The 22,477-nt window shown below is 60.6% G+C and carries 26 protein-coding genes; 11 read left to right on the top strand and 15 right to left on the bottom strand.

Going from position 1 to position 22,477, the window contains the following annotated elements; translation table 11 throughout:
• Positions 1–6 precede the first annotated feature (6 nt).
• The 8 genes from DXT77_RS16520 to DXT77_RS16555 form a co-directional block, all read right to left on the bottom strand.
• A complete protein-coding gene (locus DXT77_RS16520; protein WP_085690507.1) occupies positions 7–1,416 on the bottom strand; it encodes a circularly permuted type 2 ATP-grasp protein in 1,410 nt (469 codons plus the stop codon).
• Positions 1,417–1,892: 476 nt separating this feature from the next.
• Positions 1,893–2,240 (bottom strand): ribonuclease E inhibitor RraB, encoded by a 348-nt coding sequence (locus DXT77_RS16525; protein ID WP_119428434.1) that lies wholly within the window; start codon positions 2,238–2,240, stop codon positions 1,893–1,895.
• A gap of 210 nt (positions 2,241–2,450) precedes the next feature.
• Positions 2,451–2,684 (bottom strand): hypothetical protein, encoded by a 234-nt coding sequence (locus DXT77_RS16530; protein ID WP_085710655.1) that lies wholly within the window; start codon positions 2,682–2,684, stop codon positions 2,451–2,453.
• A gap of 154 nt (positions 2,685–2,838) precedes the next feature.
• Positions 2,839–3,714, bottom strand: a complete 876-nt coding sequence (gene speE / locus DXT77_RS16535) for a polyamine aminopropyltransferase (protein WP_085608797.1) — start codon at positions 3,712–3,714, stop codon at positions 2,839–2,841.
• Positions 3,715–3,849: 135 nt separating this feature from the next.
• On the bottom strand, positions 3,850–4,041 hold the full coding sequence (locus DXT77_RS16540; RefSeq protein ID WP_003223221.1) for a PLDc N-terminal domain-containing protein: 192 nt from the start codon (positions 4,039–4,041) through the stop codon (positions 3,850–3,852).
• A 71-nt stretch (positions 4,042–4,112) separates the two neighbouring features.
• The gene (locus DXT77_RS16545) at positions 4,113–4,643 is read right to left on the bottom strand and encodes a hypothetical protein (RefSeq protein WP_119428435.1); all 531 of its coding nucleotides are present in this window, start codon (positions 4,641–4,643) and stop codon (positions 4,113–4,115) included.
• A gap of 91 nt (positions 4,644–4,734) precedes the next feature.
• Positions 4,735–5,253: an ankyrin repeat domain-containing protein gene (locus DXT77_RS16550; RefSeq protein WP_085710653.1), complete on the bottom strand. Its 519-nt coding sequence runs from the start codon at positions 5,251–5,253 to the stop codon at positions 4,735–4,737.
• Between the two features lie 97 nt (positions 5,254–5,350).
• Positions 5,351–7,189 (bottom strand): long-chain-acyl-CoA synthetase, encoded by a 1,839-nt coding sequence (locus DXT77_RS16555; protein WP_119428436.1) that lies wholly within the window; start codon positions 7,187–7,189, stop codon positions 5,351–5,353.
• A 388-nt stretch (positions 7,190–7,577) separates the two neighbouring features.
• Here DXT77_RS16555 and DXT77_RS16560 point away from each other — a divergent pair, with 388 nt between their 5' ends.
• Positions 7,578–7,856 (top strand): DUF3509 domain-containing protein, encoded by a 279-nt coding sequence (locus tag DXT77_RS16560; protein ID WP_065258057.1) that lies wholly within the window; start codon positions 7,578–7,580, stop codon positions 7,854–7,856.
• A 130-nt stretch (positions 7,857–7,986) separates the two neighbouring features.
• On the opposite strand, the gene mtnC is transcribed toward DXT77_RS16560, so the two are convergent.
• From mtnC to aroC, 5 genes are all read right to left on the bottom strand, one after another.
• Positions 7,987–8,670: an acireductone synthase gene (gene mtnC / locus DXT77_RS16565; RefSeq protein WP_119428437.1), complete on the bottom strand. Its 684-nt coding sequence runs from the start codon at positions 8,668–8,670 to the stop codon at positions 7,987–7,989.
• Positions 8,671–8,674: 4 nt separating this feature from the next.
• Entirely contained in the window at positions 8,675–9,220 is a 546-nt protein-coding gene (locus DXT77_RS16570) for an acireductone dioxygenase (protein ID WP_085710649.1), read from the bottom strand.
• Positions 9,221–9,312: 92 nt separating this feature from the next.
• Positions 9,313–9,939 carry a methylthioribulose 1-phosphate dehydratase gene (locus tag DXT77_RS16575; RefSeq protein ID WP_119428438.1) on the bottom strand — a complete coding sequence of 209 codons (627 nt, stop codon included), beginning with the start codon at positions 9,937–9,939 and terminating at the stop codon, positions 9,313–9,315.
• The gene (locus DXT77_RS16580; protein ID WP_119428439.1) at positions 9,936–11,081 is read right to left on the bottom strand and encodes an MFS transporter; all 1,146 of its coding nucleotides are present in this window, start codon (positions 11,079–11,081) and stop codon (positions 9,936–9,938) included. Before DXT77_RS16580 ends, DXT77_RS16575 begins: the two co-directional genes overlap by 4 nt.
• Positions 11,082–11,112: 31 nt before the next feature.
• Positions 11,113–12,204 carry a chorismate synthase gene (gene aroC, locus DXT77_RS16585; RefSeq protein ID WP_119428440.1) on the bottom strand — a complete coding sequence of 364 codons (1,092 nt, stop codon included), beginning with the start codon at positions 12,202–12,204 and terminating at the stop codon, positions 11,113–11,115.
• Between the two features lie 130 nt (positions 12,205–12,334).
• Between aroC and DXT77_RS16590 the strand changes: the two genes are divergently transcribed.
• Positions 12,335–13,288 (top strand): alpha/beta hydrolase, encoded by a 954-nt coding sequence (locus DXT77_RS16590; RefSeq protein ID WP_119428441.1) that lies wholly within the window; start codon positions 12,335–12,337, stop codon positions 13,286–13,288.
• A gap of 361 nt (positions 13,289–13,649) precedes the next feature.
• Positions 13,650–14,441, top strand: a complete 792-nt coding sequence (locus DXT77_RS16595; RefSeq protein WP_085710644.1) for a hypothetical protein — start codon at positions 13,650–13,652, stop codon at positions 14,439–14,441.
• A gap of 42 nt (positions 14,442–14,483) precedes the next feature.
• Here DXT77_RS16595 and prmB read toward each other — a convergent pair whose 3' ends face one another.
• Positions 14,484–15,392, bottom strand: a complete 909-nt coding sequence (gene prmB / locus DXT77_RS16600; RefSeq protein ID WP_085710643.1) for a 50S ribosomal protein L3 N(5)-glutamine methyltransferase — start codon at positions 15,390–15,392, stop codon at positions 14,484–14,486.
• A gap of 239 nt (positions 15,393–15,631) precedes the next feature.
• On the opposite strand from prmB, the gene DXT77_RS16605 reads away from it, so the two are divergent.
• The 5 genes from DXT77_RS16605 to DXT77_RS16625 all read left to right on the top strand — a co-directional run bounded on the left by DXT77_RS16605 (position 15,632) and on the right by DXT77_RS16625 (position 18,404).
• Positions 15,632–16,222, top strand: a complete 591-nt coding sequence (locus DXT77_RS16605) for a cysteine hydrolase family protein (RefSeq protein ID WP_085732351.1) — start codon at positions 15,632–15,634, stop codon at positions 16,220–16,222.
• A 131-nt stretch (positions 16,223–16,353) separates the two neighbouring features.
• Entirely contained in the window at positions 16,354–16,674 is a 321-nt protein-coding gene (locus DXT77_RS16610; protein ID WP_085732350.1) for a hypothetical protein, read from the top strand.
• A gap of 74 nt (positions 16,675–16,748) precedes the next feature.
• Positions 16,749–17,306: a Smr/MutS family protein gene (locus DXT77_RS16615; protein ID WP_085710640.1), complete on the top strand. Its 558-nt coding sequence runs from the start codon at positions 16,749–16,751 to the stop codon at positions 17,304–17,306.
• 77 nt (positions 17,307–17,383) lie between these two features.
• Positions 17,384–17,929 (top strand): GTP cyclohydrolase I FolE, encoded by a 546-nt coding sequence (folE, locus tag DXT77_RS16620; protein ID WP_003204506.1) that lies wholly within the window; start codon positions 17,384–17,386, stop codon positions 17,927–17,929.
• 103 nt (positions 17,930–18,032) lie between these two features.
• Positions 18,033–18,404 (top strand): glutathione S-transferase N-terminal domain-containing protein, encoded by a 372-nt coding sequence (locus DXT77_RS16625; RefSeq protein WP_007960011.1) that lies wholly within the window; start codon positions 18,033–18,035, stop codon positions 18,402–18,404.
• A 31-nt stretch (positions 18,405–18,435) separates the two neighbouring features.
• Here DXT77_RS16625 and DXT77_RS16630 read toward each other — a convergent pair whose 3' ends face one another.
• Complete coding sequence (locus DXT77_RS16630) at positions 18,436–19,602, bottom strand: PLP-dependent aminotransferase family protein (protein ID WP_119428442.1); 1,167 nt, start codon at positions 19,600–19,602, stop codon at positions 18,436–18,438.
• An 82-nt stretch (positions 19,603–19,684) separates the two neighbouring features.
• Between DXT77_RS16630 and DXT77_RS16635 the strand changes: the two genes are divergently transcribed.
• The 3 genes from DXT77_RS16635 to DXT77_RS16645 all read left to right on the top strand — a co-directional run bounded on the left by DXT77_RS16635 (position 19,685) and on the right by DXT77_RS16645 (position 22,392).
• On the top strand, positions 19,685–20,128 hold the full coding sequence (locus tag DXT77_RS16635) for a MarR family transcriptional regulator (RefSeq protein WP_119428443.1): 444 nt from the start codon (positions 19,685–19,687) through the stop codon (positions 20,126–20,128).
• Positions 20,129–20,325: 197 nt separating this feature from the next.
• Positions 20,326–21,675, top strand: a complete 1,350-nt coding sequence (locus DXT77_RS16640; RefSeq protein ID WP_085710637.1) for an NCS2 family permease — start codon at positions 20,326–20,328, stop codon at positions 21,673–21,675.
• 87 nt (positions 21,676–21,762) lie between these two features.
• Positions 21,763–22,392, top strand: a complete 630-nt coding sequence (locus tag DXT77_RS16645; RefSeq protein ID WP_119428444.1) for a LysE family translocator — start codon at positions 21,763–21,765, stop codon at positions 22,390–22,392.
• Positions 22,393–22,477 lie beyond the last annotated feature (85 nt).

Raw genomic sequence — 22,477 nt, forward strand, 5'->3', positions numbered from 1 at the left:
CTTCCTTCAATCCTCGACCACCCAGGTGTCCTTGGTTCCGCCACCCTGGGATGAATTCACCACCAGAGAGCCTTCACGCAGGGCCACACGGGTCAAACCGCCGGGCACGACCCGGGTTTCGCGACCGGACAATACGAACGGGCGCAGGTCGATATGGCGCGGCGCAATGCCGTTTTCGACAAAGGTCGGACAGGTCGACAGCGACAGCGTCGGTTGCGCGATGTACGCGTGGGGCTTGGCCTTGATCCGCTCGCGGAACGCATCGATTTCCGCGGTCGTCGCCGCCGGCCCCACGAGCATGCCGTAACCGCCGGAGCCCTGGGTTTCCTTGACCACCAGATCCGGAAGATTGGCCAGCACATGGGAAAGTTCAGACGGATTGCGGCATTGCCAGGTCGGTACGTTCTTCAGGATCGGCTCTTCATCGAGGTAGAAACGGATCATCTCGGTGACGAACGGATACACCGACTTGTCGTCCGCCACCCCGGTGCCGATGGCATTGGCCAGCACCACGTTGCCGGAGCGATAGGACGACAGCAGCCCCGGCACGCCGAGCATCGAATCCGGGCGGAACGCCAATGGATCAAGGAACGCGTCGTCGAGTCGGCGGTAGATCACGTCCACCGCTTTCGGGCCGTCGGTGGTGCGCATGAAGACCTTGTCATCGCGCACAAACAGGTCCGCGCCCTCCACCAGCTCCACGCCCATTTCCCGCGCCAGGAAGGCATGCTCGAAAAACGCGCTGTTGAACCGTCCCGGTGTCAGCACCACGACACTTGGATCGTCGATCGGGCTTGAGCTTTTCAGGGTGTCGAGCAACAGGTTCGGGTAATGGTCGATCGGGGCGATGCGCTGGGCCGCGAACAGCTCGGGGAACAGGCGCATCATCATCTTGCGGTCTTCAAGCATGTAGCTGACACCGCTGGGCGTGCGCAGATTGTCCTCGAGCACGTAATAGGTGCCGTCGCCGTCGCGCACCAGATCGACGCCGGAGATGTGCGAATAGATATCGCGGTGCAGGTCCAGGCCCTGCATCGCCAACTGGTATTGCTCGTTGGCCAGCACCTGCTCGGCGGGAATGATCCCGGCCTTGATGATGCGCTGCTCGTGGTAAAGGTCGGCGAGGAACATGTTCAACGCCTTGACCCGCTGGATGCAGCCGCGCTCGACGATCCGCCACTCGCTGGCGGGAATGCTGCGCGGAATGGTGTCGAAGGGAATCAGGCGTTCTGTCCCTTGCTCGTCCCCGTAGAGCGTGAAAGTGATCCCGGCACGATGGAACAGCAGATCGGCCTCGCGTCGCCGCTGGGCCAGCAGTTCGTCAGGCGTTTCCGCCAGCCAGCGGGCAAACTCCCGGTAATGCGGGCGGACCTGGCCGCCGGCATCGTACATTTCATCAAAATAGGTGCGGATCATGCCGTACTCCTTGTCACCCCGGACCTACAGGCCTTCGCAAGGCCCGTGCCATCGGCATAAACGCTTTGATTTCAATCGGTTGGATATTCACGCTACACGCACCGCACCATTCCTGTGCGGCAAATGCCCCAACCTGATCGCCCCCGCTTCATTGCGACGCAGTCCTGTCGCCTATCACCAGCATAGTCAGAGTTGATTTCACTGCCCGGCGCCGCCTGCGGATAATCCGCACATCCGCTGCGAAACGTCCCTGACGAAGCACGCAGCTCAACTGATCCGGACTGCCCCGGCAGCCCTCCCGGCCGTAACCCTGACCGGTTTCCTCTCCTTCCGGTCTTCCCTTTGAGCCACCTCTCCTGGTGGCTTTTTTTTGCCTCGGATTCTTGTTTCAGGGTTTTGCCATGCGATGTTCAAGGTGCAGAAACGACAACGGCCGACCCGAAGGTCAGCCGTTGCTCGACGTATTGCGAGGGTGATCAGTTCAAACGATGGCGGTTGCGCACCTCCTGCTTCACGCCCCAGCCTTCGATGATGCCGCCCAAGGGCTCGACCACCGCCGAAAAGCCCTGTTCGAAATCGCCGATGTCGTCGTAGGTTGCGTACATCACCTTGCTCAATTCCAGGGACCACGCGCCGTCGTCGCGCGCACTGACCTGGGCATTGATGGATTCACCGCGAAACTTGGCTGCCGCCCTGCGCGCCCGCTCCTCGTCCGGGAAAATGGCGTAGAACTCGATGGGATGGAATCGGGAAAAATCGAAACCGCCTTCTTTCATGCGGCGCAGCACGTTGCTGCTGATGTCTTCTTGATAGGCTGTGCTCATGAACGTCCCCCTCGCATAGATGGATAGACTTTCCGTATTCCCTGCACCTGGCCGAACGGCTCAGGCGTTACGGCAACCGTGTTGCCGACGGGAAACAAGCATGTAGCTGACAAGACCAGACCTTAGCGATCCGTTCGCTGATCTCGCTTGCAGAGTAGCCCCAAGATAGAGCCGCTGCCAAGGCCTGGTGCATTACTGACAAGAAGATTTTCAGATGGGTGTGATGCTGCGGATTTCGATGCTGTTCTGGGTTTTCAGGCTTTTGGCGCCTGCATCGGAGGTGCGCCCTTCCAGATCGTTCAGATCCAGTGCGGCGGCGACAGGAAGGAGTCGTTCCTTGATCAGTCGTGCGGCCTCATCATCGCTGGGGCATTCCGCACGCTCGAAGACTTCATCGACAATTTCACCGTGATCATCCACGAAAGTGACTTTCCACTTTTGCATTGGAGCCTCCTCGAACAAACCCGCAAATGGGCTTACATCTATCTCGACTTTTGTCAGGATTGATCGTTCAAAAGCTTTACACCGATGAAACATGAAAAACCTTTCATCTACGGGAGCGAATCGCCCCGCTCCCGCAGTGATGACGGCCGAGTGATCAGTCGTTGCTTGGCTTGTTCACCGCTTGCAGCACGTATTGCGGCAAGGCGAAGGCGCCGATGTGGATTTCCGGGTTGTAGTAACGGGTGACGATGCCGCTGCCGATGAAGCGCTGTTGCAGGACTTCACGGCTCAGCTTGCGGTAGGCCGGGTTGGTCGAACCCCAGGCGAAAGTCATCGAACCGCCGATGTAGGTCGGCACGGCCGCCTGGTAGAAGTGCCAGTCAGGGAACAGGCTGCGCAGGCGACCGGCGGTGGTCTTCACTTCGTCGATCTGCATGAACGGCGTGCCGTTCTGGGTCACGAGGATGCCGCCCTCGTTCAGGCAGCGGTGGCAGGCCTGGTAGAAGTTTTCCGAGAACAGCACTTCGCCCGGGCCGATCGGGTCGGTGGAGTCGGAAATGATCACGTCGAATTTTTCGGTGGTGGTGGCGACGAAACGCATGCCGTCGTCGATCACCAGGTTCAGGCGTGGATCATCGTAGGCGCCCTTGGAATGGTTCGGCAGGAATTCCTTGCACATGTCGACCACGGTGCCGTCGATTTCGACCATGGTGATGTGCTCGACGCTGGCGTGCTTGGTCACTTCGCGCAGCATGCCGCCGTCGCCGCCGCCGATGATCAGCACGCGCTTGGCAGTGCCGTGGGCGAGGATCGGCACGTGGGTGAGCATTTCGTGGTAGATGAATTCATCGGCTTCGGTGGTCTGGATCACGCCGTCCAGCGCCATCACCCGGCCCATGCGCGGGTTCTGGAAGATCACCAGGTGCTGGTGTTCGGTGCGCACTTCGTGCAGCAGTTTTTCCATGCGAAAACGCTGGCCGTAGCCTTCGTAGAGGGTTTCCAGGTATTCGCTGGTTTTGGTGACGGTCATGGTGAAGTGCTCCGATGAATGCGCGGGCGCCAATCGTCAGGTTCGATTGCCCGGGAAAGGCGCGCATTCTACGTTGCCGAAGATGACAGGTCGAACCTCAGTTCATCGGCCCCGCGCAATCCATGGTGCGAACGGTCAGATCCGCACATTGCCCCGCGGCCCGGCGATCGCCCAGATGATCAGGCCCAGCACCGGCAGGAGGATGATCAACAGCACCCAGAGGATTTTCATCCCGGTCTCGGCGCCGCTTTTCAGCACGTTGATGATCGCCCAGATGTCGAGGGCAAGAATGATCAGGCCGATCAGGCCGTTGAACGTGGAACCCATGGTGTCGCTCCAGAATAGTGGCGTGCACTTTTAGGATAGACGGTCGCGCGCAGGGTTCCCTTTTATTGCGTTCAGACGTGAACGGCGACCTTCAGGGCTTCCAGCGACGGCGCAGCGGCGATGCCGACTTCGGCACACAGTTCCAGCACGCGCGGCACGTCGTTGCCGTAGACCAGCACCACTTGCAGCTCATCGTCGAGCAACTGGCTGAAGTTCATCAGCGTGTAGCCGCCGCTTTCCTTGTTCAGGCTGCTCATCTGCACCTGGATGCGGTTGAGCGCGGTCAACGCTTCGGTCTTGGCCAGTTGCTTGGGCTTGAGGTTGAACTCCACGCCCGGGCCGAACGACGCCACGATTTGCGCGAACAGATCAACGTAAGTGTCGGCCTGGAACAGCACGGTCTCCGGCAGACTGCCGACCACGACCCACTCGCCCAGCGGAATCGGGAAGGTGTCGTCGTAGTTGATGTCCGGATTGGCGGTCAGAAAAGCGTCGGCATCGGCGTAGGCCTGTGCAGCTTCATCGGCGACCTTCAGGATCTCGTCTTCGCCCATGCAGCCGGAGCTGATTTTGCTGATGAGTTCGGCGAGTGCGGCTTTCATGGGGGCAGGTCCTGTGGCTTGGGGAATTTCGAGGGCGCGAAGGATAGCGCATTCTTGCCCTCGCCACAGAGCCGGCTGCGGACCGACGGTGTCAGCCCAGCAGTTTTTCCAGCTGCGCGGTGGTGTCCACAGCGCCCATGGTGCGGGCCGCGTCCAGCGCGGTGACGCCGTTGGCGTCCTTGGCTTTCGGGTCGGCGCCCTGGTCGATCAGGAACTCGACGATCTCGACCCGGTTGAACATCGCCGCCATCATCAGCGCCGTGCGGCCATCGAAAGACGCGCCTTCAATTTGCGCACCACCGGCCACCAACGCCTTGACCACCGCCAGATCACCCTTGAACGCCGCGCCGGCAATCGGGCTCTGGCCGTTGCCATTGCGTTGCTCCGGGTCGGCCTTGTGCTTGAGCAGCACTTGCACCGCATCCACGTGACCGTAGTAGCTAGCGAGCATCAGCAGGGTGTCGCCCTTGCTGTTGGTCAGGTTCACCGGCAGACCGGCGGTGATCAGGCGGTCCAGCATCACCGCATCGCCTTCGCGCGCCTTGTTGAATACCTGCTCGGTGAATTCGGCAGCTTCTTCGGGGGTCATCTGGCGGCTTTGGTCGGACATGGGGCAACTCCACTTTCGGTCAATCGGAAAGCCGCTAGTTTCCCGAGCGCGGCGATAGCTGTCACCCCCTTTTTTCCAAGCTTCGCGATAGCCAATTTCAATAACGGAACTTGCCTGCCTGGATGCCCGCCAGGATTTCATCCGTGACCTGCACGTAGGTCTCGGTGCCCGGCAACCAGGCATAGATCGGGTCATCGCCTGTCTGACCTGGGTCGAAGCCTTCGTTTTTCAGGCGGGTCTTCTGGTATTTGAAGGTGCCGGTAGTTTCCATCTTCACCTTGACCCGCAGGAACAGCGGCACGGCATAGGCCGGCATGCGCTGACGGGCGAAGGCCAGCAACTCGGTGAAGTCCAGCGTCGCCAGAGACTCGGCCGGGGTGATCGCCGCCATGCCGGCGCGACCGTTGGTGTCGGGGATTTCCACGCCATAGGCCACGGCTTCGGAAATGTGCGGATGCTGGAGCAGCAGGTTCTCGACCTCGGTGGTCGAGACGTTCTCGCCCTTCCAGCGATAGGTATCGCCGAGCCGATCGACAAACTGCGCATGGCCGAAACCGATGTTGCGCAGCAGATCACCGGTATTGAAGAAACGGTCGCCCTTGGTGAACACGTCTTGCAGCACGACTTTCGCGGTTTTCTGCGGGTCGGTGTAGCCGTCCAGCGGCGCCTTGTCGTCGATCCGCGCCAGCAGCAGGCCCCGCTCGCCCCGGCCAACCTTGCGCATGAAGCCGTCGCCACCGCGAATCGGTTCGCCGCTGTCCTGATCGTAGGCAACCAGTTCCCAGGCCATCAGCGAGAAGCCGATGGTGTTGTCGAAATTGAGGATGTTGGTGAAGCCGATATTGCCGTCGCTGGCCGCGTACAGTTCGCAGATGTGGTCCACCGCGAATCGGGTCTTGAATTCGGCCCAGGCACCTGGCCGCAAACCGTTGCCGATCATTTTGCGCACGTCATGGCGGCTGTCATCGCTGCTGACCGGCTGATCCACCAGATAACGGCACAGCTCGCCGACGTAGCCGATGGTGGTGGCGCGGTAGCGGCGCACATCGCTCCAGAACTGGCGGGCGCTGAACTTGCGGCGAATCGCGAAACCCGACGCGCCATTGACCGCCGAACCCCAGCACACACAAAGCCCGGTGGCGTGATACAGCGGCAAGGTGCAATAGACGATGTCGTCCGGGCGCATGTCGAGGGCGATCATGCCGAAGCTCGCCGAGCTGCGCATCCAGCGTCCGTGCTTGAACACCCCGGCCTTGGGCAAGCCGGTGGTGCCGGAGGTGTAGATGTAGAAGCACGGGTCATCGAAGAAAATCTGCCGGCTGCTGGCCGGGTTGTCGCCCGGTGCGTCGGCGCTGACGCTGATCAGATTGGTGTAACCCTCCGGCGCAATGCCCGGATGGCTGAAAGTGTCCTGATCGGCCACGAACCAGGTACGGGCCGACGCAATCGTCACTTGTTCGCGCACCGCCGCGAAGGCTGGCAGCAACTCCTCGCCGACGACAATCGCCACCGGCGACACCAGATTGATGCTGTGGATCAGCGTGTCGCGGGTCTGTGAGGTATTGAGCAGCGCGCTGACGGCGCCGACCTTGGCCAGCGCCAGAATCGTCACCAGCAGTTCCGGACGGTTCTCGATGAACACCGCCACCACATCGCCTTTGCCAATGCCCTGCCCGATCAGATAGTGGGCGATGCGGTTGGCCCACTGGTTGACCTGCGAATAACTCAGCACCACCTCGCCCGACAGCAGCGCGGGGCCATCCGGATTGCGCAGGGTCGCTTGCTCGAATGTCCAGCCCAGGCCACAGGTTTGGGTCGGATCCTTGACGTTGGCCACCTTCATGCCTTTCACCACCCGAGGGATGGCTTTGGCGATCATCGGCAGTTTGCGGAGCATCATGCCCCAGGTAATCGTGTCGCTAGGCGCGTGACTCATGGCAGCTCCCGTTCGACCTTGACGTGCAGGCCGGATTTTTATTGTCGGGCAATCGGGTGAGGCAACCGGCGCTTCTCGAGCGAGGGTCGAGGCCGAAAATACGTCAGGGCTTCTCGGGCTGTACACGCGGTTTTTGCAATGTTTTGTATCCGCCAACGCTACAAGGCGAAACGCGATTGCGGCCGCAGGGAATGGTTCCATCGGATCGACAGCGATCCCGCAAAATGCAGGATGCACGATGGCCATTCATGCAGAATGCACGACGAGTTGAATTTACATGATTTATAACTTATTGATTTATAACGAATTTATAAAAACAAAATACTGGCACAATCGCTGCAACCTCCTCCGCATGCTTGCCATTCAAGTGCATACGGAGCTGAAAGACATGAGCCTGATCCAAGAAAAATTTACCTCCCTGTTCTCCAACTTCGCCGTCACCACCCAACCGCGTCCCGATGGCGGGATCCTGCTGACGCTGAAGAGTGCCGACGGCAAAGTGTTCAAACGTGCGCTCACCTATCAGCAATTGCATGCCGCCGACCAACTGTCGTGGGCAATCAGCGCGATTCGCCGTGATCTGGCCGAACAGGCCAGCGAGCTGCCGCAAATCGGCATGCTGCAAAGCCAGCAGCGTTTTGCCCTGCCGACCTATCACTCGATGTAATTTCACACACGCACAAACGTGTGGGAGCCAGCCTGCTGGCGATTGCGGTGTATCAGGCAAAATCTATTTGACTGAACTACCGCAATCGCCAGCAGGCTGGCTCCCACATTTGTTTTCCTGAAAAGAAGAGTCAGAACGCTTCCGGCTCGATTCCGGTAAAGCTGTCGACGGTCACATGCCCTTCCAGCTCCCCGCCTTCACGGGCCAGGCCACAGGTTTGCAGGCCGGCGGCCTGGGCGGCATCGAGTTCCTGCACGATGTCGGACAGGAACAGGATTTCCTGCGGCTCGACCCCGATAGCCTGCTGGATGTTGCTGTACGACTGCGCTTCGCGCTTCGGGCCCGAGGTGGTGTCGAAGTAGCCACTGAACAGCGGCGTCAGATCCCCGGCTTCTGAGCAGCCGAAAATCAGCTTCTGGGCCTGGATCGAACCGGACGAGTAAACGAACAGTTGATACCCGGCCTGATGCCAGCGCTGGAGCGCTTCGACGGCGTCCGGGTAAACATGCCCCTTCAACTGCCCGGCCTGATAGCCCTGCTCCCAGACCATGCCCTGCAACGCTTTCAGCGGCGTGGCTTTGCGGTCTTCGGCGATCCAGGCCAGCAGAATGTCCACGACCCGTTCAACGTCGGCCTGTAGTTCGTTGCTGTCGCGGCGTACGGCGTCCAGCTGTTCGGCAACGTCCGCACGTGCGGCGTTCTGGCGAACGAAGTCCGGCAGGTGTTTTGCCGCATACGGGAACAGCACGTCGAACACAAAACTCACCGCGCTGGTGGTGCCTTCGATGTCGGTGAGGATGACCTTGATCGACATCGGCTCAGTCCTCCAGGCGCGGGAAGCGGCCGGCGATGTCTTCGCCGGTGAAGTTGGCGACCCAGCCTTCAGGGTTGTTGAACAGGCGGATCGCGACAAAGTGCGGGTTCTCGCCCATGTCGAACCAATGCTTGGTGCCGGCGGGCACCGAAATCAGGTCGTTCTTCTCGCACAGCACGGCGTAGACGTAATCGTCGATGTGCAGGGTAAAAAGGCCGCGACCGGCGACGAAGAAACGTACCTCGTCTTCGCCATGGCGATGCTCTTCGAGGAACTTGGCGCGCAGCTCGGCTTTTTGCGGGTGATCGCTGTTGAGGCTGACTACATCGACGGTGATGTAACCGCGCTCGGTCATCAGTTTGTCGATCTGCTCTTTATAGGCGCCGATCACTTCTTCCTGGCTGGCACCGGGCTGGATCTTCGCGGCGGCTTGCCAGCGGTCGAAACGCACGCCCTGCTCGGCCAGGGTCGAGGCGATGTCTTCGAAATGGGTCAGCACCTTGTTCGGAATTTCAGGGCTGGAAACGTGATAGACGGACAGGCTGCTCATGGGGCAATTCCTCGGTATCGGCCTTGCCGTCCGGTTCTTCGAGACCGGTCGGGCACTGCATTCATCAGGCAAATGGGCTGGTTCTGGTGAAGTCAGCCTTGGCGGTTCATGACGCTGCGGGTCTTCAACTCGCATTCAAACAGGAATTCAAAGGCCTCGATCTGGCGCAACGCGTCACTCATCTGTGCGCCCCAGGTGTAGAGACCGTGGCCGCGAATCAGATAACCGACGCAATCGGGATGGGCGTCGAGCCAAGGCTGCACCTTGGCGGCGAGGCGTGCAATGTCCTGATCGTTGTCGAAGATCGGCACGCGCACCCGGGATTCGTGGGTCGAAACGCCGCTGAAGGCTTTTTGCAATTCGTAGTCTTCGAACTCGATGAAGTCTTCCGGCGTCAGGCGCGACAGCACCGTGGCATTCACCGAGTGGGTGTGCAGCACCGCGCCGATCTCCAGGCGCCAGCTATAGAGCTGGGTGTGCAGCAGGGTTTCGGCGGACGGTTTTTTGCCCGGTTCCAGACTGTTGCCGGACAGGTCGGTCGCCAACACATCGTCCAGACCCAACTGGCCCTTGTGCTTGCCGGATACGGTCAGCAGCGCTTCGCTCGGCGACAGGCGCGTTGAATAGTTGCTGCTGGTGGCCGGCGACCAGCCGCGACCATAAAGAAAACGCCCGGCATCGACGATTTGCTGGGCAAGCTGTTCACGGGTAAGGCTCATGGCCTGTCCTCTTGCATTCGAATGGCAATGATAACGGCAGCGGCGAGCGCTGCGAGACTGGCAATACTAAAGGTCAATGTCGCGCCGAGGGCATTCCAGCTGTAGCCGGAATACAACGCGCCGAGCGCACCGCCGGTACCGGCCAGCGCCGCGTACAACGCCTGGCCCTGCCCTTGCTGACGGGCGCCGAAGCTACGTTGCACGAACGCGATGGCAGATGCATGAAAGCTGCCGAATGTCGCGGCGTGCAGCACCTGGGCAAACAGCAGCACCCAGAGGAATTCGGCGAACGAACCTAGCAGCAACCAGCGCAGCGCCGCCAGCAGAAAACTTGCCATCAGCACGCGGCGCAGGGAAAACCGCGCGAAGATCCGGCTCATGGCCATGAACATCAGCACTTCCGCCACCACGCCAACGGCCCAGAGCATGCCGATCACGCCACGGCTGTAACCCAGGCGTTCGAGGTGCAAGGTCAGGAAGGTGTAATACGGCCCGTGGCTCATCTGCATCAGCGCCACGCAACCGTAGAACGCCAGCACCCCGGGATTGCGCAACTGTTTGAGAAAGCCCTCGCCCGTCGGTCGGTTGCCCTGCGGCGGCTGCGCGTTCGGCACCCACAGACTGCTGAGCACAATGCCGGCCATGATCAGCACCAGCGCCGCCGGGTAGATGTCGAGGCTGAGCCATTCGAACAATCGCCCCAGCGCCACCACGGTGATGATGAAACCGATGGAGCCCCACAGCCGGATCTGGCTGTAGCGGGAGGTCTGGCCCTGCAAATGTGCAAGCGTGATGACTTCGAACTGCGGCAACACCGCGTGCCAGAAGAACGCATGCAGCGCCATGACCATCGCCAGCCAGGCGTAGGTCTTGCTGACGAAAATCAGTGAGAAGGTCAGCAGCGTGCACACCGCGCCGAAGCGCACGATGGCCAGGCGTTTGCCGGTGTAGTCGCCGAGCCAGCCCCAGATGTTCGGCGCCACGCAGCGCATCAGCATCGGGATCGCCACCAGTTCGCCGATGCGTGCGGCGCTGAATCCGAGGTGATCGAAGTACAGCGCCAGAAACGGCGCCGTCGAGCCGAGCAAGGCGAAATAGAACAGATAGAAACTGGACAGCCGCCAGTACGGGAGCGCCGCCACGGTCAGACCGCAGCGGCTGTGAGTTGACCCATCAGAGCTGGCCCAGAACCGGGGTGTTCACGCGCACGTCGGCGTTCTGGCCACGGTGACGCAGCAGGTGATCCATCAGCACGATGGCCATCATCGCCTCGGCAATCGGCGTGGCGCGGATGCCGACGCACGGATCGTGACGCCCCTTGGTGATCACTTCGACCGGGTTGCCGTCGATGTCGATCGAACGGCCCGGGGTGGTGATGCTCGACGTCGGTTTCAGCGCCAGATGGGCGACGATCGGCTGACCGGACGAGATGCCGCCGAGGATGCCGCCGGCGTTGTTGCTGAGGAAACCTTCCGGGGTCATTTCATCGCGGTGTTCGGTGCCACGCTGGGCGACCGAGGCGAAACCGGCGCCGATTTCCACGCCCTTGACCGCGTTGATGCTCATCAGCGCGTGGGCCAGTTCGGCGTCGAGACGGTCGAAGACCGGCTCGCCCAGGCCCGGCATCACGCCTTCGGCGACCACGGTGATCTTGGCCCCGACCGAGTCCTGATCGCGGCGCAACTGGTCCATGTAGGCTTCCAGTTCCGGAACCTTGTCCGGGTCCGGGCTGAAGAAGGCGTTTTGCTCGACCGATTCCCAGGTCTTGAACGGGATTTCGATCGGGCCGAGCTGGCTCATGTAGCCGCGAATGACGATGCCCTGGGTCGCCAGGTATTTCTTGGCAATCGCACCGGCCGCCACACGCATGGCGGTTTCCCGCGCGGAGCTGCGACCACCACCGCGGTAATCGCGCTCGCCGTATTTGTGGTGGTAGGTGTAGTCAGCGTGGGCCGGACGGAACAGATCCTTGATCGCCGAGTAGTCCTTGGACTTCTGGTCGGTGTTGCGGATCAGCAGGCCGATGGAGCAGCCGGTGGTGCGGCCCTCGAACACGCCGGAGAGGATTTCGACTTCGTCCGCTTCCTGGCGCTGGGTGGTGTGGCGGCTTGTGCCCGGCTTGCGGCGATCGAGGTCGCGTTGCAGGTCCTCAAGGGAAATCTCCAGGCCCGGCGGGCAGCCGTCGACAATGGCGACCAACGCCGGACCATGGCTTTCGCCCGCGGTGGTGACAGTGAACAACTTGCCGTAGGTATTGCCGGACATGCAGGACGCTCCGTGAAATCAAACCCAAATTCATGATGCGCGCCAGTATACGCAGGCTAACCGAGTAGTTCATCCTCGAACCTTGGCGGTGTTGGTGAGTCCAACCGGCACCTTGGCAAATGATGGCGTGATGATGCTGCGAGTTTTGATCTTGAGCCTTACCCTGTTTACTGGCTACGTCCAGGCGACTGTCCTGCAACGTCCGGTGACTCTGGACACCGGCAGCGGCGAACTTTTCGGCTCGCTGTTGCTGCCAAAGTCTGACAATCCGGTGCCGGTTGTCCTCATTCTTTCTGGCTCGGGTCCTACGGATCGTGACGGAAACAACCCCGACGGCGGGCGCAACGACAGCCTCAAGCGACTGGCCTGGGTGCTGGCCAAACACAATATCGCCAGTGTTCGCTTCGACAAGCGCGGGGTGGCCGCGAGCCTGGCTGCGACGCCGGATGAGCGCAATCTGTCGGTGGACGCCTACGTGGCGGACGCCGTGGCCTGGGGCCAGAAGCTCAAGGCTGATCCGCGTTTCGGCCCGTTGATCCTGCTGGGTCACAGCGAGGGCGCACTGATTGCCAGCCTGGCCGCACCGAAAGTCGACGCTGCGGCAGTCATTTCGCTGTCCGGCACAGCCCGGCCGATCGATCAGGTCTTGCGCCGGCAACTGGCCCGCAGTCTTCCACCGCCACTGATGCAGCGCAGCAATGAACTGCTCGACAGCCTCAAGGCCGGGCACACCGACGACAATGTGCCAGCGCCGTTGCAGGCAATTTTCCGCCCTAGCGTGCAGCCGTATCTGATTTCGCTGTTCCGGCAGGATCCGTCCGCTGCCTTCGCCCAACTGAAAATGCCGGCCCTGATCGTCCAGGGCAGCAACGACATTCAGGTGCAGGTCGATGACGCCAACCTGCTCAAGGCGGCAAAACCCGATGCGACACTGGCGTTGATCGAAGGCATGAACCACGTGATGCGCATCGTACCCAACGACGTGAAGCGGCAAATGGCCTCCTACAAGGACCCGAATCTGCCGCTGGCGGCGGAACTGGGGACCCGGATCCTCGAATTTATTGACGGACTTCGCACCCGTTAAGCGCAGGGGGCGTTCTCAGCTAGTTTTCACGCCGCGCCGGGTCTGCTGTTGTGCAGGGCAAGGCGCGAGAAGCGTGATTTGGTCATTCCAAATAAGCTTCGAGCAACGCTGCCCTGCACAACAGCAGGCCCGGCCCTTCGGGTTGTGCCTTAAAGCGGGCCAGCCTGCGTTGCAGGCCTTGGAAAGGGAACAACCATTTCCAGCGGCCTACGCCTTGCCTGGCCCGCTTTAAGGCGACAACGCGGCGTAAAAACTAGCTGAGAACGCCCCCAGACCCTCCAGTCCTGAAAAAAACGGCCGATAAGCCTTTGTCGCCAGCGTACTGGCTGGCGACAAGCAGCTTGGACAGGATCTCGCCGTTATGACTGATACCCAGACTTCACCCGACACCACCGCTGAAAAAGACGCACCGCCAGCGGTCGAGCTGCCATGGGCGGATGTCCACGTCGAGCACCACAAGATGCTCCGCCTGGCGCCGTTGCAGACCGACCGCAACACCGGCGGGCGGCCGTTGCGCTTCGTCGAATTCGGTTACGCCGAGCGCAACAGCAAGGAACACAGCCTGATGCGCATGGCGATCAAGCTGCCCGCGCAGCGTGTGCGCAAGGAACAGAATCAGCTCGACGTGTGGGTCGACCACAAGACCAAACGCGTGCATTTCGGCCCCGACAGCGGCTTGCAGATCGAACCGCTGAACCGTGGCATCGGCCGCTTCATGGCCGCCCAGGGCATCAACTGGGCGAAAAAACGCTGGCCCACCTACACCGTCGACGGCATGGACTTGAACAACAAGGACGCGCTGAACGAAGACACACGCCTGCGTCGCGATCACTTTCTGCGCGTGCATGGCTTTGATGTGGTGTACGCCGACGCCCAGCATTTGAAGGGCAGCGTCAAGGAAGTCCAGGTCGGGGATTTGCTGGGCGACTGGAACAGCGAAAAGCTGCAGATCGTCGAGATTCTCGAAGCCGCGCAGATGTTGCAGCAGGCCGAGCAGAATCTGGCCGAGCAGGAAGTGAAGCTGAAGAAACAGGAAGACAAGGTCAGCAAGTTCAAGCGTGAAGACGCAGGTTTGCGCTTCACCATTACGTGTCTGGTGGCGTTTGCGGTGTTTCAGGCTGGGTTGCTGATCTGGATTGCCACGCACCGCTAAGCCAATGATCGTTCCCACCGAGGTGGGAACGATCGGTTCAGGTCAGACGCGGGAAGCAAACAGCGCCTGATGATCGCGGCACTGTTCGGCGGTCAGCATGAACACGCCATGTCCGCCACGCTGGAATTCCAGCCAGGCGAAATCGACTTCCGGGTACAACGCTTCGACGTGGACTTGGCTGTTGCCCACCTCGACGATCAGCAAACCTTTCTCTGTCAGGTGATCCGCCGCTTCGGCGAGCATCCGGCGCACCAGATTCAAACCATCATCGCCGCACGCCAGGCCCAGCTCGGGTTCGTGCTGGTATTCGTCCGGCATGTCGGCGAAATCTTCCGCATCGACGTAGGGCGGGTTCGACACGATCAGGTCGAAACGTTGACCCGGCAGGCCATCAAAACCATCGCCCTGCACGGTGAACACGCGCTCATCGACGCCATGGCGCTCAATGTTCTGGTTCGCCACTTCCAGCGCTTCGAACGACAGGTCCGCCAGCACCACTTCGGCGTTCTGGAACTCGTAGGCGCAGGCGATGCCGATGCAGCCGGAGCCGGTGCACAGGTCGAGAATTCGCGCCGGTTCGTCGCCGATCCACGGTGCAAAACGGTTTTCGATCAACTCGCCAATCGGCGAACGCGGGATGAGTACGCGCTCATCGACGATGAACGACATGCCGCAGAACCACGCCTCGCCCAACAGGTAGGCGGTCGGAATGCGTTCTTCGATGCGGCGCTTGAGCAGGCGTTGCAGGTTGACCAGTTCGTCGTCTTCCAGCGCGCAGTCCAGATAGCTGTCGGCGATTTCCCATGGCAGGTGCAAGGCACCGAGCACGAGTTGCCGGGCTTCGTCCCAGGCATTGTCGGTGCCATGGCCGAAAAACAGATCCTCCCCATGGAAGCGGCTGACGGCCCAACGGATGTGGTCGCGCAGGGTACGAAGTCGGGAAGTGATCACGGGGCAGAACTCCAGAAAAAACGACTGGCGATTCTAGCAGCCAAAACGCGCCACGACGACGCAGGAAAAATCCCGGGGCGACGGTAGGAGTATTCCGAATTCCTTATCGGCTATTGAACAGAACGTGTAACTTGACGAGGCTGCAGGCCAGTAACGACGGTGCCTACGATGGTAGCGATTCACAGAACCGCTCAGCCAGAGGACAATGTCGCAAAAGCCCCACCCCAAGGAGCCCCAGAATGTCCGTTCCAAAAACGATGTTTCAACTCAGCGGTCGCGGTTACGCAGCGGCCACGTTGAGCCATGCCACCGTGGTCATCATCGATGCCCAGAAAGAGTACCTCAGCGGCCCGCTGGCCCTGAGCGGCATGGACGCGGCTGTCGCGAACATCAAACAACTGGTTGCCGCCGCCCGCGCAGCCGGCCGTCCGATCGTGCACGTACGCCACCTCGGCACCGTCGGCGGTCTGTTCGACCCGCAGGGCGAACGCGGCGAATTCATCCCCGGCCTGGAACCCCAGGGCGATGAAACCATCATCGGCAAACTGCTGCCGAGCGCTTTCCACGGCACCGAACTCTACGATCGTCTGCAAACCCTCGGCTCGCTCGACCTGATCGTCTGCGGTTTCATGAGCCACTCCAGCGTCAGCACCACCGTGCGCGCCGCGAAAAACCTGGGTTTCCGTTGCACCCTGGTCGAAGACGCCTGTGCCACCCGTGACCTGCCGTTCAAGGGCCGCGTGCTCAGTGCCGAACAGGTTCAGGAGGCGGAAATGGCGATCATGGCCGACAACTTCGCCACCCTCGCGCTGACCAATGACCTGATCTGATCGACCGCCAATGAGCGGCCCGGCCCGCCGCTCATCCGCAAAAGCCTCGCATTTGCTTCAATTACCCTAGCCTCAGGAACAACCCGGTCAACTCCCGGTCGAAGGGCCGATACCCATTGAGGAAGGTCGGAATGAAGTTATCCGATGGATTTGACGCACGCCGCTTGCGGCCCAAAGGCCAAAGCAACTGGCGTTTTCGATTCGGCGCAGCGATCGCCGCCATTCTGGCGACGTTCGGTGTGCTGTTGGCGATGGCCGGGGCTGCCAGCCTGATCGGGCATCCGCCGGCACTCGGCGACTTGAATGCGACGCCGATGGGCTCGGCGATCATTCTGGCCGTCGGCCTGTTGTTCCTGTATTTCGGCGTGGCCCTGTGGCGCCGTTGCCGGCGTCGCGCACGGCAATCGCGGGAACTGAACATGTCCCCGCACCTGATGAAAAAACACGACTGAATCGACGGCCTGGCTTTTTGCCGGGCCGTTTTGTGTCTGTTTGGGTAAACTGGCCGCCCTTCGCGGAGGCTGATATGCAAGACGACGATTTTTCCCTGTTCAAAAGTGCGATCCAAGGCGTCAAGCCGATCAAGCACGACCGCGCCGACACCGGCAAACCCAAGACTGACCGCGCACAGATCGCCAAGCTGCGCCAGTCCGCGACCATCCGCACCGAAACCACCACCGTTGACGGTCTATCCGATCAGTTCGTGATCGACGTCGGGCCGGAAGACGAGCTGATGTGGGCCCGCGACGGCGTGCAGGAAAGCCAGATGCGCAAGCTCAAGGTCGGGCAGATCCCGTTCGAAGGCAGCCTCGACCTGCACGGCATGAGCGTCGAAAAGGCCCGGGAAACCCTTTGGGCGTTTCTGGCCGAAGCGACCAAATTCGAAATCCGCTGCGTGCGCGTCACCCACGGCAAGGCTGTGCGGCTGGACGGCAAGCGGCCGATGATCAAGAGCCACGTCAACACCTGGCTGCGCCAGCATGCGCAAGTGCTCGGATTCTGCTCGTGCCAAGCCAGACACGGCGGTGCCGGCGCGGTTTACGTGATGCTCAAACGCACCATGATGGAAGGCCGCGACGAATAATCCCGTCACACCGAACTTGCAGGGTTGTGTCCGCCACCGTACCCTTGCCCTTTGCGAAAATCCCCACAGGTAGTTTCATGTCCCTGGAACAGAATTACACCGCGATTCTCGGCCAACTGGGCGAGGACGTGTCCCGCGAGGGCCTGCTCGACACGCCAAAGCGTGCCGCCAAAGCCATGCAGTACCTCTGCCGCGGTTATGAACAGACGCTCGAAGAGGTCACCAACGGTGCCCTGTTCAGCTCCGACAACAGCGAAATGGTGCTGGTCAAGGACATCGAGCTCTACTCGTTGTGCGAACACCACCTGCTGCCGTTCATCGGCAAGGCCCACGTCGCGTATATCCCGAGTGGCAAAGTGTTGGGCCTGTCGAAGGTCGCGCGGATCGTCGACATGTACGCCCGCCGCCTGCAGATCCAGGAAAACCTCAGCCGCCAGATCGCCGATGCGGTCCAGCAGGTCACCGGCGCGCTGGGCGTGGCCGTGGTGATCGAGGCCAAGCACATGTGCATGATGATGCGCGGTGTGGAGAAACAGAATTCGTCGATGATCACTTCGGTGATGCTCGGTGAGTTCCGCGAAAACGCGGCGACCCGCAGCGAGTTTCTCAGCCTGATCAAGTAATTCGTGACACAAAAAAAACCGGCGTTGATCGCCGGTTTTTTTTCGTCCGTGAAAAATCGGGTAAGCTGCGCGCCTTCTTCAATGTCCCTGTGAGGCTTGTAACGTGTTCGTCAAAGCGCTTCGTGTCGGCCTCGGCCAACTGATCATCTTCGTTGATTTCCTGACCCGCCCGGGCAAGAAACAGCGCCCCGCCGCTGCCCAGGCCCAGGTCGACGCAGCCGCCAAGGACCTGACCCTGTATCAGTTCCACGCCTGCCCGTTCTGCGTGAAAACCCGCCGCAGCCTGCGTCGCCTGAACGTTCCAGTGGCCCTGAAGGACGCGAAGAACAACGAGCAGGATCGCCAGACCCTGCTGGAACAGGGCGGCAAGATCAAGGTGCCGTGCCTGCGCATCGAAGAGAACGGCCAGACCACCTGGATGTATGAGTCCAACACGATCATCGAATACCTGAACAAGCGGTTCGCCGCCGTTTGAATCAAAAAAACCGGCCTGATGGCCGGTTTTTTCATGCGGCCTGTGCGGCCTGTGCCTGGCGCACCACTTCTGCCAGACGTTTGAGGCCTTCGTCCAGGCGGACCGGATCGATGTGACTGAAGTTCAGGCGCAGATGACCGTGATTGCGATCCGGCTCGGGGAAGAACGGTTCGCCCGGCATGAACGCCACATCGTTGGCCAGCGCGGTATTGAGCAAGGTGCGCGTGTCCAGCGGCTGTTTAAGAATCAGCCAGAAAAACAGCCCGCCCTGCGGTGTGTTCCAGTCCGCCAGATCGGCGAAATGGGTTTCCAGCGCTGATTGAAAAGCATCGCGGCGCTGACGGTAGAAGCCGCGTAATTCACTCAAGTGCTGCTGATATTTTTCACTGCCGATCCACTGCGACGCCTGCCATTGGCCAATGCGGTTGGTGTGCAGATCCGCCGACTGCTTGAGTTTGAGCAGATGCGGAAACAGATCCGGGCTGGCGATCAGGTAGCCGACGCGCAGGCCCGGCAACAGGGTTTTCGATACGGTGCCGGTGTAGATCCAGCTGGATTTCTTCAGACGACCAGCAATCGGTTGGGCGCTGCCGCCGTCGAAGGTCAGTTCGCGGTAAGGCTCGTCTTCGATCAGGGTCACGCCGAATTCATCGAGCAGCGCCGCAACAGCTTCGCGCTTGGCTTCGCTGTAGCGTACGGCGGACGGGTTCTGGAAGGTCGGGATCAGGTAAATGAACGCTGGACGATATTGCTCCAGACGCTGGCGCAATTGCGCGAGGTTCGGACCGTCAGCTTCCAGAGGTACGGTCAGGCAATCGGCGCCGAACAGTTGGAAAATCTGCAAGGCTGCCAGATAGGTCGGTGCTTCGAGCAGGATTTCGGTGCCCTTGTCGATGTACAGCTTGGCCGCCAGATCGAGGGTTTGCTGGGAACCACTGACCACCAGCACCTGACTCGCCTCACACGGCAACCCCAACGCCCTCGCCTCTGCCGCCAGCGCTTCGCGCAACGCGGGCTCGCCTTCGCTCATGCCGTACTGGCCGAGAGACAGCGGCATGTCGGCCCATTCAACCTTCGGCAGCATCGCTTCAGCCGGCAAGCCACCCGCGAAAGACATGACTTCCGGGCGCTGGGCCGCAGCAAGGATTTCACGGATCAGAGAACTTTTGAGACGCGAGACACGTTCGGAAAAAGCCATGGAAGTCACCGCTAGCGAGGCGTGGGAAAAATGAGTCAAACTTATTGACTGAAATTACGTCACCCTCACTGGAATAGTCAATATGCTTGACCTTAAAAACTGCGCCAGCCAACAACAAGCCATGGAAGCGTTTTTCTTCGGTTACCAGGCGTTCACCGCCAAGGCTGACGAAATGCTTGAGCGTCGCGGCCTGTCCCGTGTGCATCAGCGCATCGTGTTTTTCATCGCGCGTTATCCGAACCTGAGCGTCAAGGAGTTGCTCGCGCTGCTCGGCGTCAGCAAGCAGGCGCTGAATATGCCATTGCGTCAGTTGCAGGAAATGCATCTGGTGGACAGCGTGGCGTCCGAAGAAGACAAACGTAAACGGCTCCTGACGCTGACCGTCGAAGGCGCGAAATTTGAGCAGGCATTGCGCCGCGAGCAGGTGAAATTACTGGAGCGGGTGTTTGCCGAAGCGGGAGAAACGGCGGTCAACGGCTGGCTCAGGGTGAATATGGCGTTGGGGAAAAACCGCTCGGCCGATTGATATAGCGCGATCCTCAAAACTTTCGTCCACAAACCAAAAACATTATTTGCTTTATTTGTATACAAAAGCATAATCCACTGCGTGCGAGTTCCTGACCGCATGGTCAACAAATTCGCGTATGCCTCAAAGGGCCGCTGCCACCCCCTCATAGGGTCCGGCCCTGGAAATAACAATAAAACTCTTGAGGAGTACTCGCTGTGGAAAGCCGCAAATCCGAAGCATCGACGCTGGAACTCTCGCCGCCGTTACGCAATGGCCTGCTGGAGCGCCTCTTTAAACTCAGCTTGCATGGCACCACGGTGAAGACCGAGCTGATCGCCGGTCTGACAACCTTCATCACCATGGCCTACATCATTTTCGTCAACCCGAACATCATGGCCGATGCCGGGATCGATCACGGTGCAGCCTTCGTCGCCACCTGCATCGCCGCCGCACTGGGCTGCCTGCTGATGGGCCTGTACGCCAACTGGCCGGTGGGCCTGGCGCCGGGCATGGGCCTCAACGCATTCTTCACGTACACCGTGGTCGGCACCATGGGCTACAACTGGGAAACCGCCCTCGGTGCGGTGTTCGTCTCGGGCGTGCTGTTCATGATCCTAACCTTTTCGCGGATTCGCGAATGGCTGCTCAACAGCATCCCGGTCAGCCTGCGCTTTGCGATGGGTGCCGGCGTGGGTCTGTTCCTCGGGCTGATCGGCCTGAAAACCGCCGGCATCGTTGTCGACAGCCCGGCCACGCTGATCAAGCTCGGCTCGCTGCGTGAACCCGGCCCGCTGCTTGCCGCCATCTGCTTCCTGATGATCGCGATCCTCAGCTACCACAAAGTGTTCGGCGCGATCCTCATCAGCATCATCACCGTGACCCTGGCCGGCTGGGGCATCGGGCTGGTGCACTACGAGGGCATCATGTCCGCCCCGCCAAGCCTGGCGCCGACCTTCATGGCCATGAACGTCGCCGGCGTATTCAACGTCAGCATGATCAGCGTGGTGCTCGCCTTCCTCTTCGTACACATGTTCGACACCGCCGGCACCCTGATGGGCGTTGCCCAGCGCGCCAATCTGGTGGGCGCTGACGGCCGCATCGAAAACCTCTCCCGCGCGATGAAAGCCGACTCCGCCTCCAGCGTATTCGGTGCTGTCGTCGGCGTACCGCCGGTCACCAGTTACGTGGAAAGTGCCGCCGGTGTAGCCGCTGGTGGTCGGACTGGTCTTACCGCAGTGACCGTAGGTGTGCTATTTATAGCCGCGATGTTCTTTGCCCCGCTGGCCGGCATGATTCCCGCCTATGCAACCGCAGGCGCGCTGATTTATGTAGCGATGCTGATGATGGGCGGCATGGCGCACATCGAATGGGACGAAGCGACCGACAGCATTCCGGCCATCGTCACCGCGATCATGATGCCTCTGACCTTCTCGGTCGCCGACGGCATCGCGCTGGGCTTCATCACCTATGTCGCGCTGAAGGCCGGCACCGGTAAGTACAAAGAGATTTCGGTCAGCCTGTGGGTGCTCTGCGCGATCTTCATCGCCAAGTTCATCTTCCTGTAAGCGCTACGCGGTTCACGCTTCAAAACAGCCTCACCCCACCGGGTGGGGCTTTTGCACATTCTTGATAACGATAAAAAGGAGCAAGTGATGAGTCTGGAAACCTGGCTGCTGTTCAGCGGCGCTGCGCTGGTGGTGATCCTGATTCCGGGGCCACTGTCGTTGCTGATGATCAGCAACAGTCTGAATTACGGTTTGCGCCGTTCCTACCCGGCGTTTCTCGGTGGTGTCAGTGCGTCGATCTGCCTGCTCAGCGCTTCGGCCCTGGGGCTGGGCGCCCTGCTGCTGGCGTCGGAAAAACTCTTCAGCGCGCTGAAGATCGTCGGTGCGATGTACCTGTTCTACCTCGCCTGGCAGAGCTGGCAGCAATCGCGTCAGCCATCGGTTGGTGCAGAAGTGCCGCAGGCGGCACCGGTTCCACGCTTTCGCGCACTCTTCGGACGTGCATTCATGCTGGGCGCCAGCAATCCGAAAGACATCCTGTTCTTCGCCGCGTTTCTGCCGCAATTCCTCAGCGCCGAACAGCCGTTTCTGCCACAACTGCTGGTGATGATCGCGACCTGGACCGTGCTTGATCTGCTGTGCAAATTGACCTACGGCCTCGGCGCCCACGGTGCCGCACGTTACCTGCGCAGCGGCAAGGGCCAGAGCTGGTTCAACCGCATCAGTGCCGGACTGTTTGGCGGCGCAGGTGCAGCCTCATTGTTGAGCAGTCACTGAGGCCATCGAGAGCGGGCAACACCCGTCAATATTTCGCCTGGCGCATAGATATATGTACCGCACCTCGCAGCGTTGATTCACCGAA

Origin of the sequence: Pseudomonas sp. 91RF, assembly GCF_003576265.1 — a bacterium.
Classification (GTDB): Bacteria; Pseudomonadota; Gammaproteobacteria; order Pseudomonadales; family Pseudomonadaceae; genus Aquipseudomonas; species Aquipseudomonas kribbensis.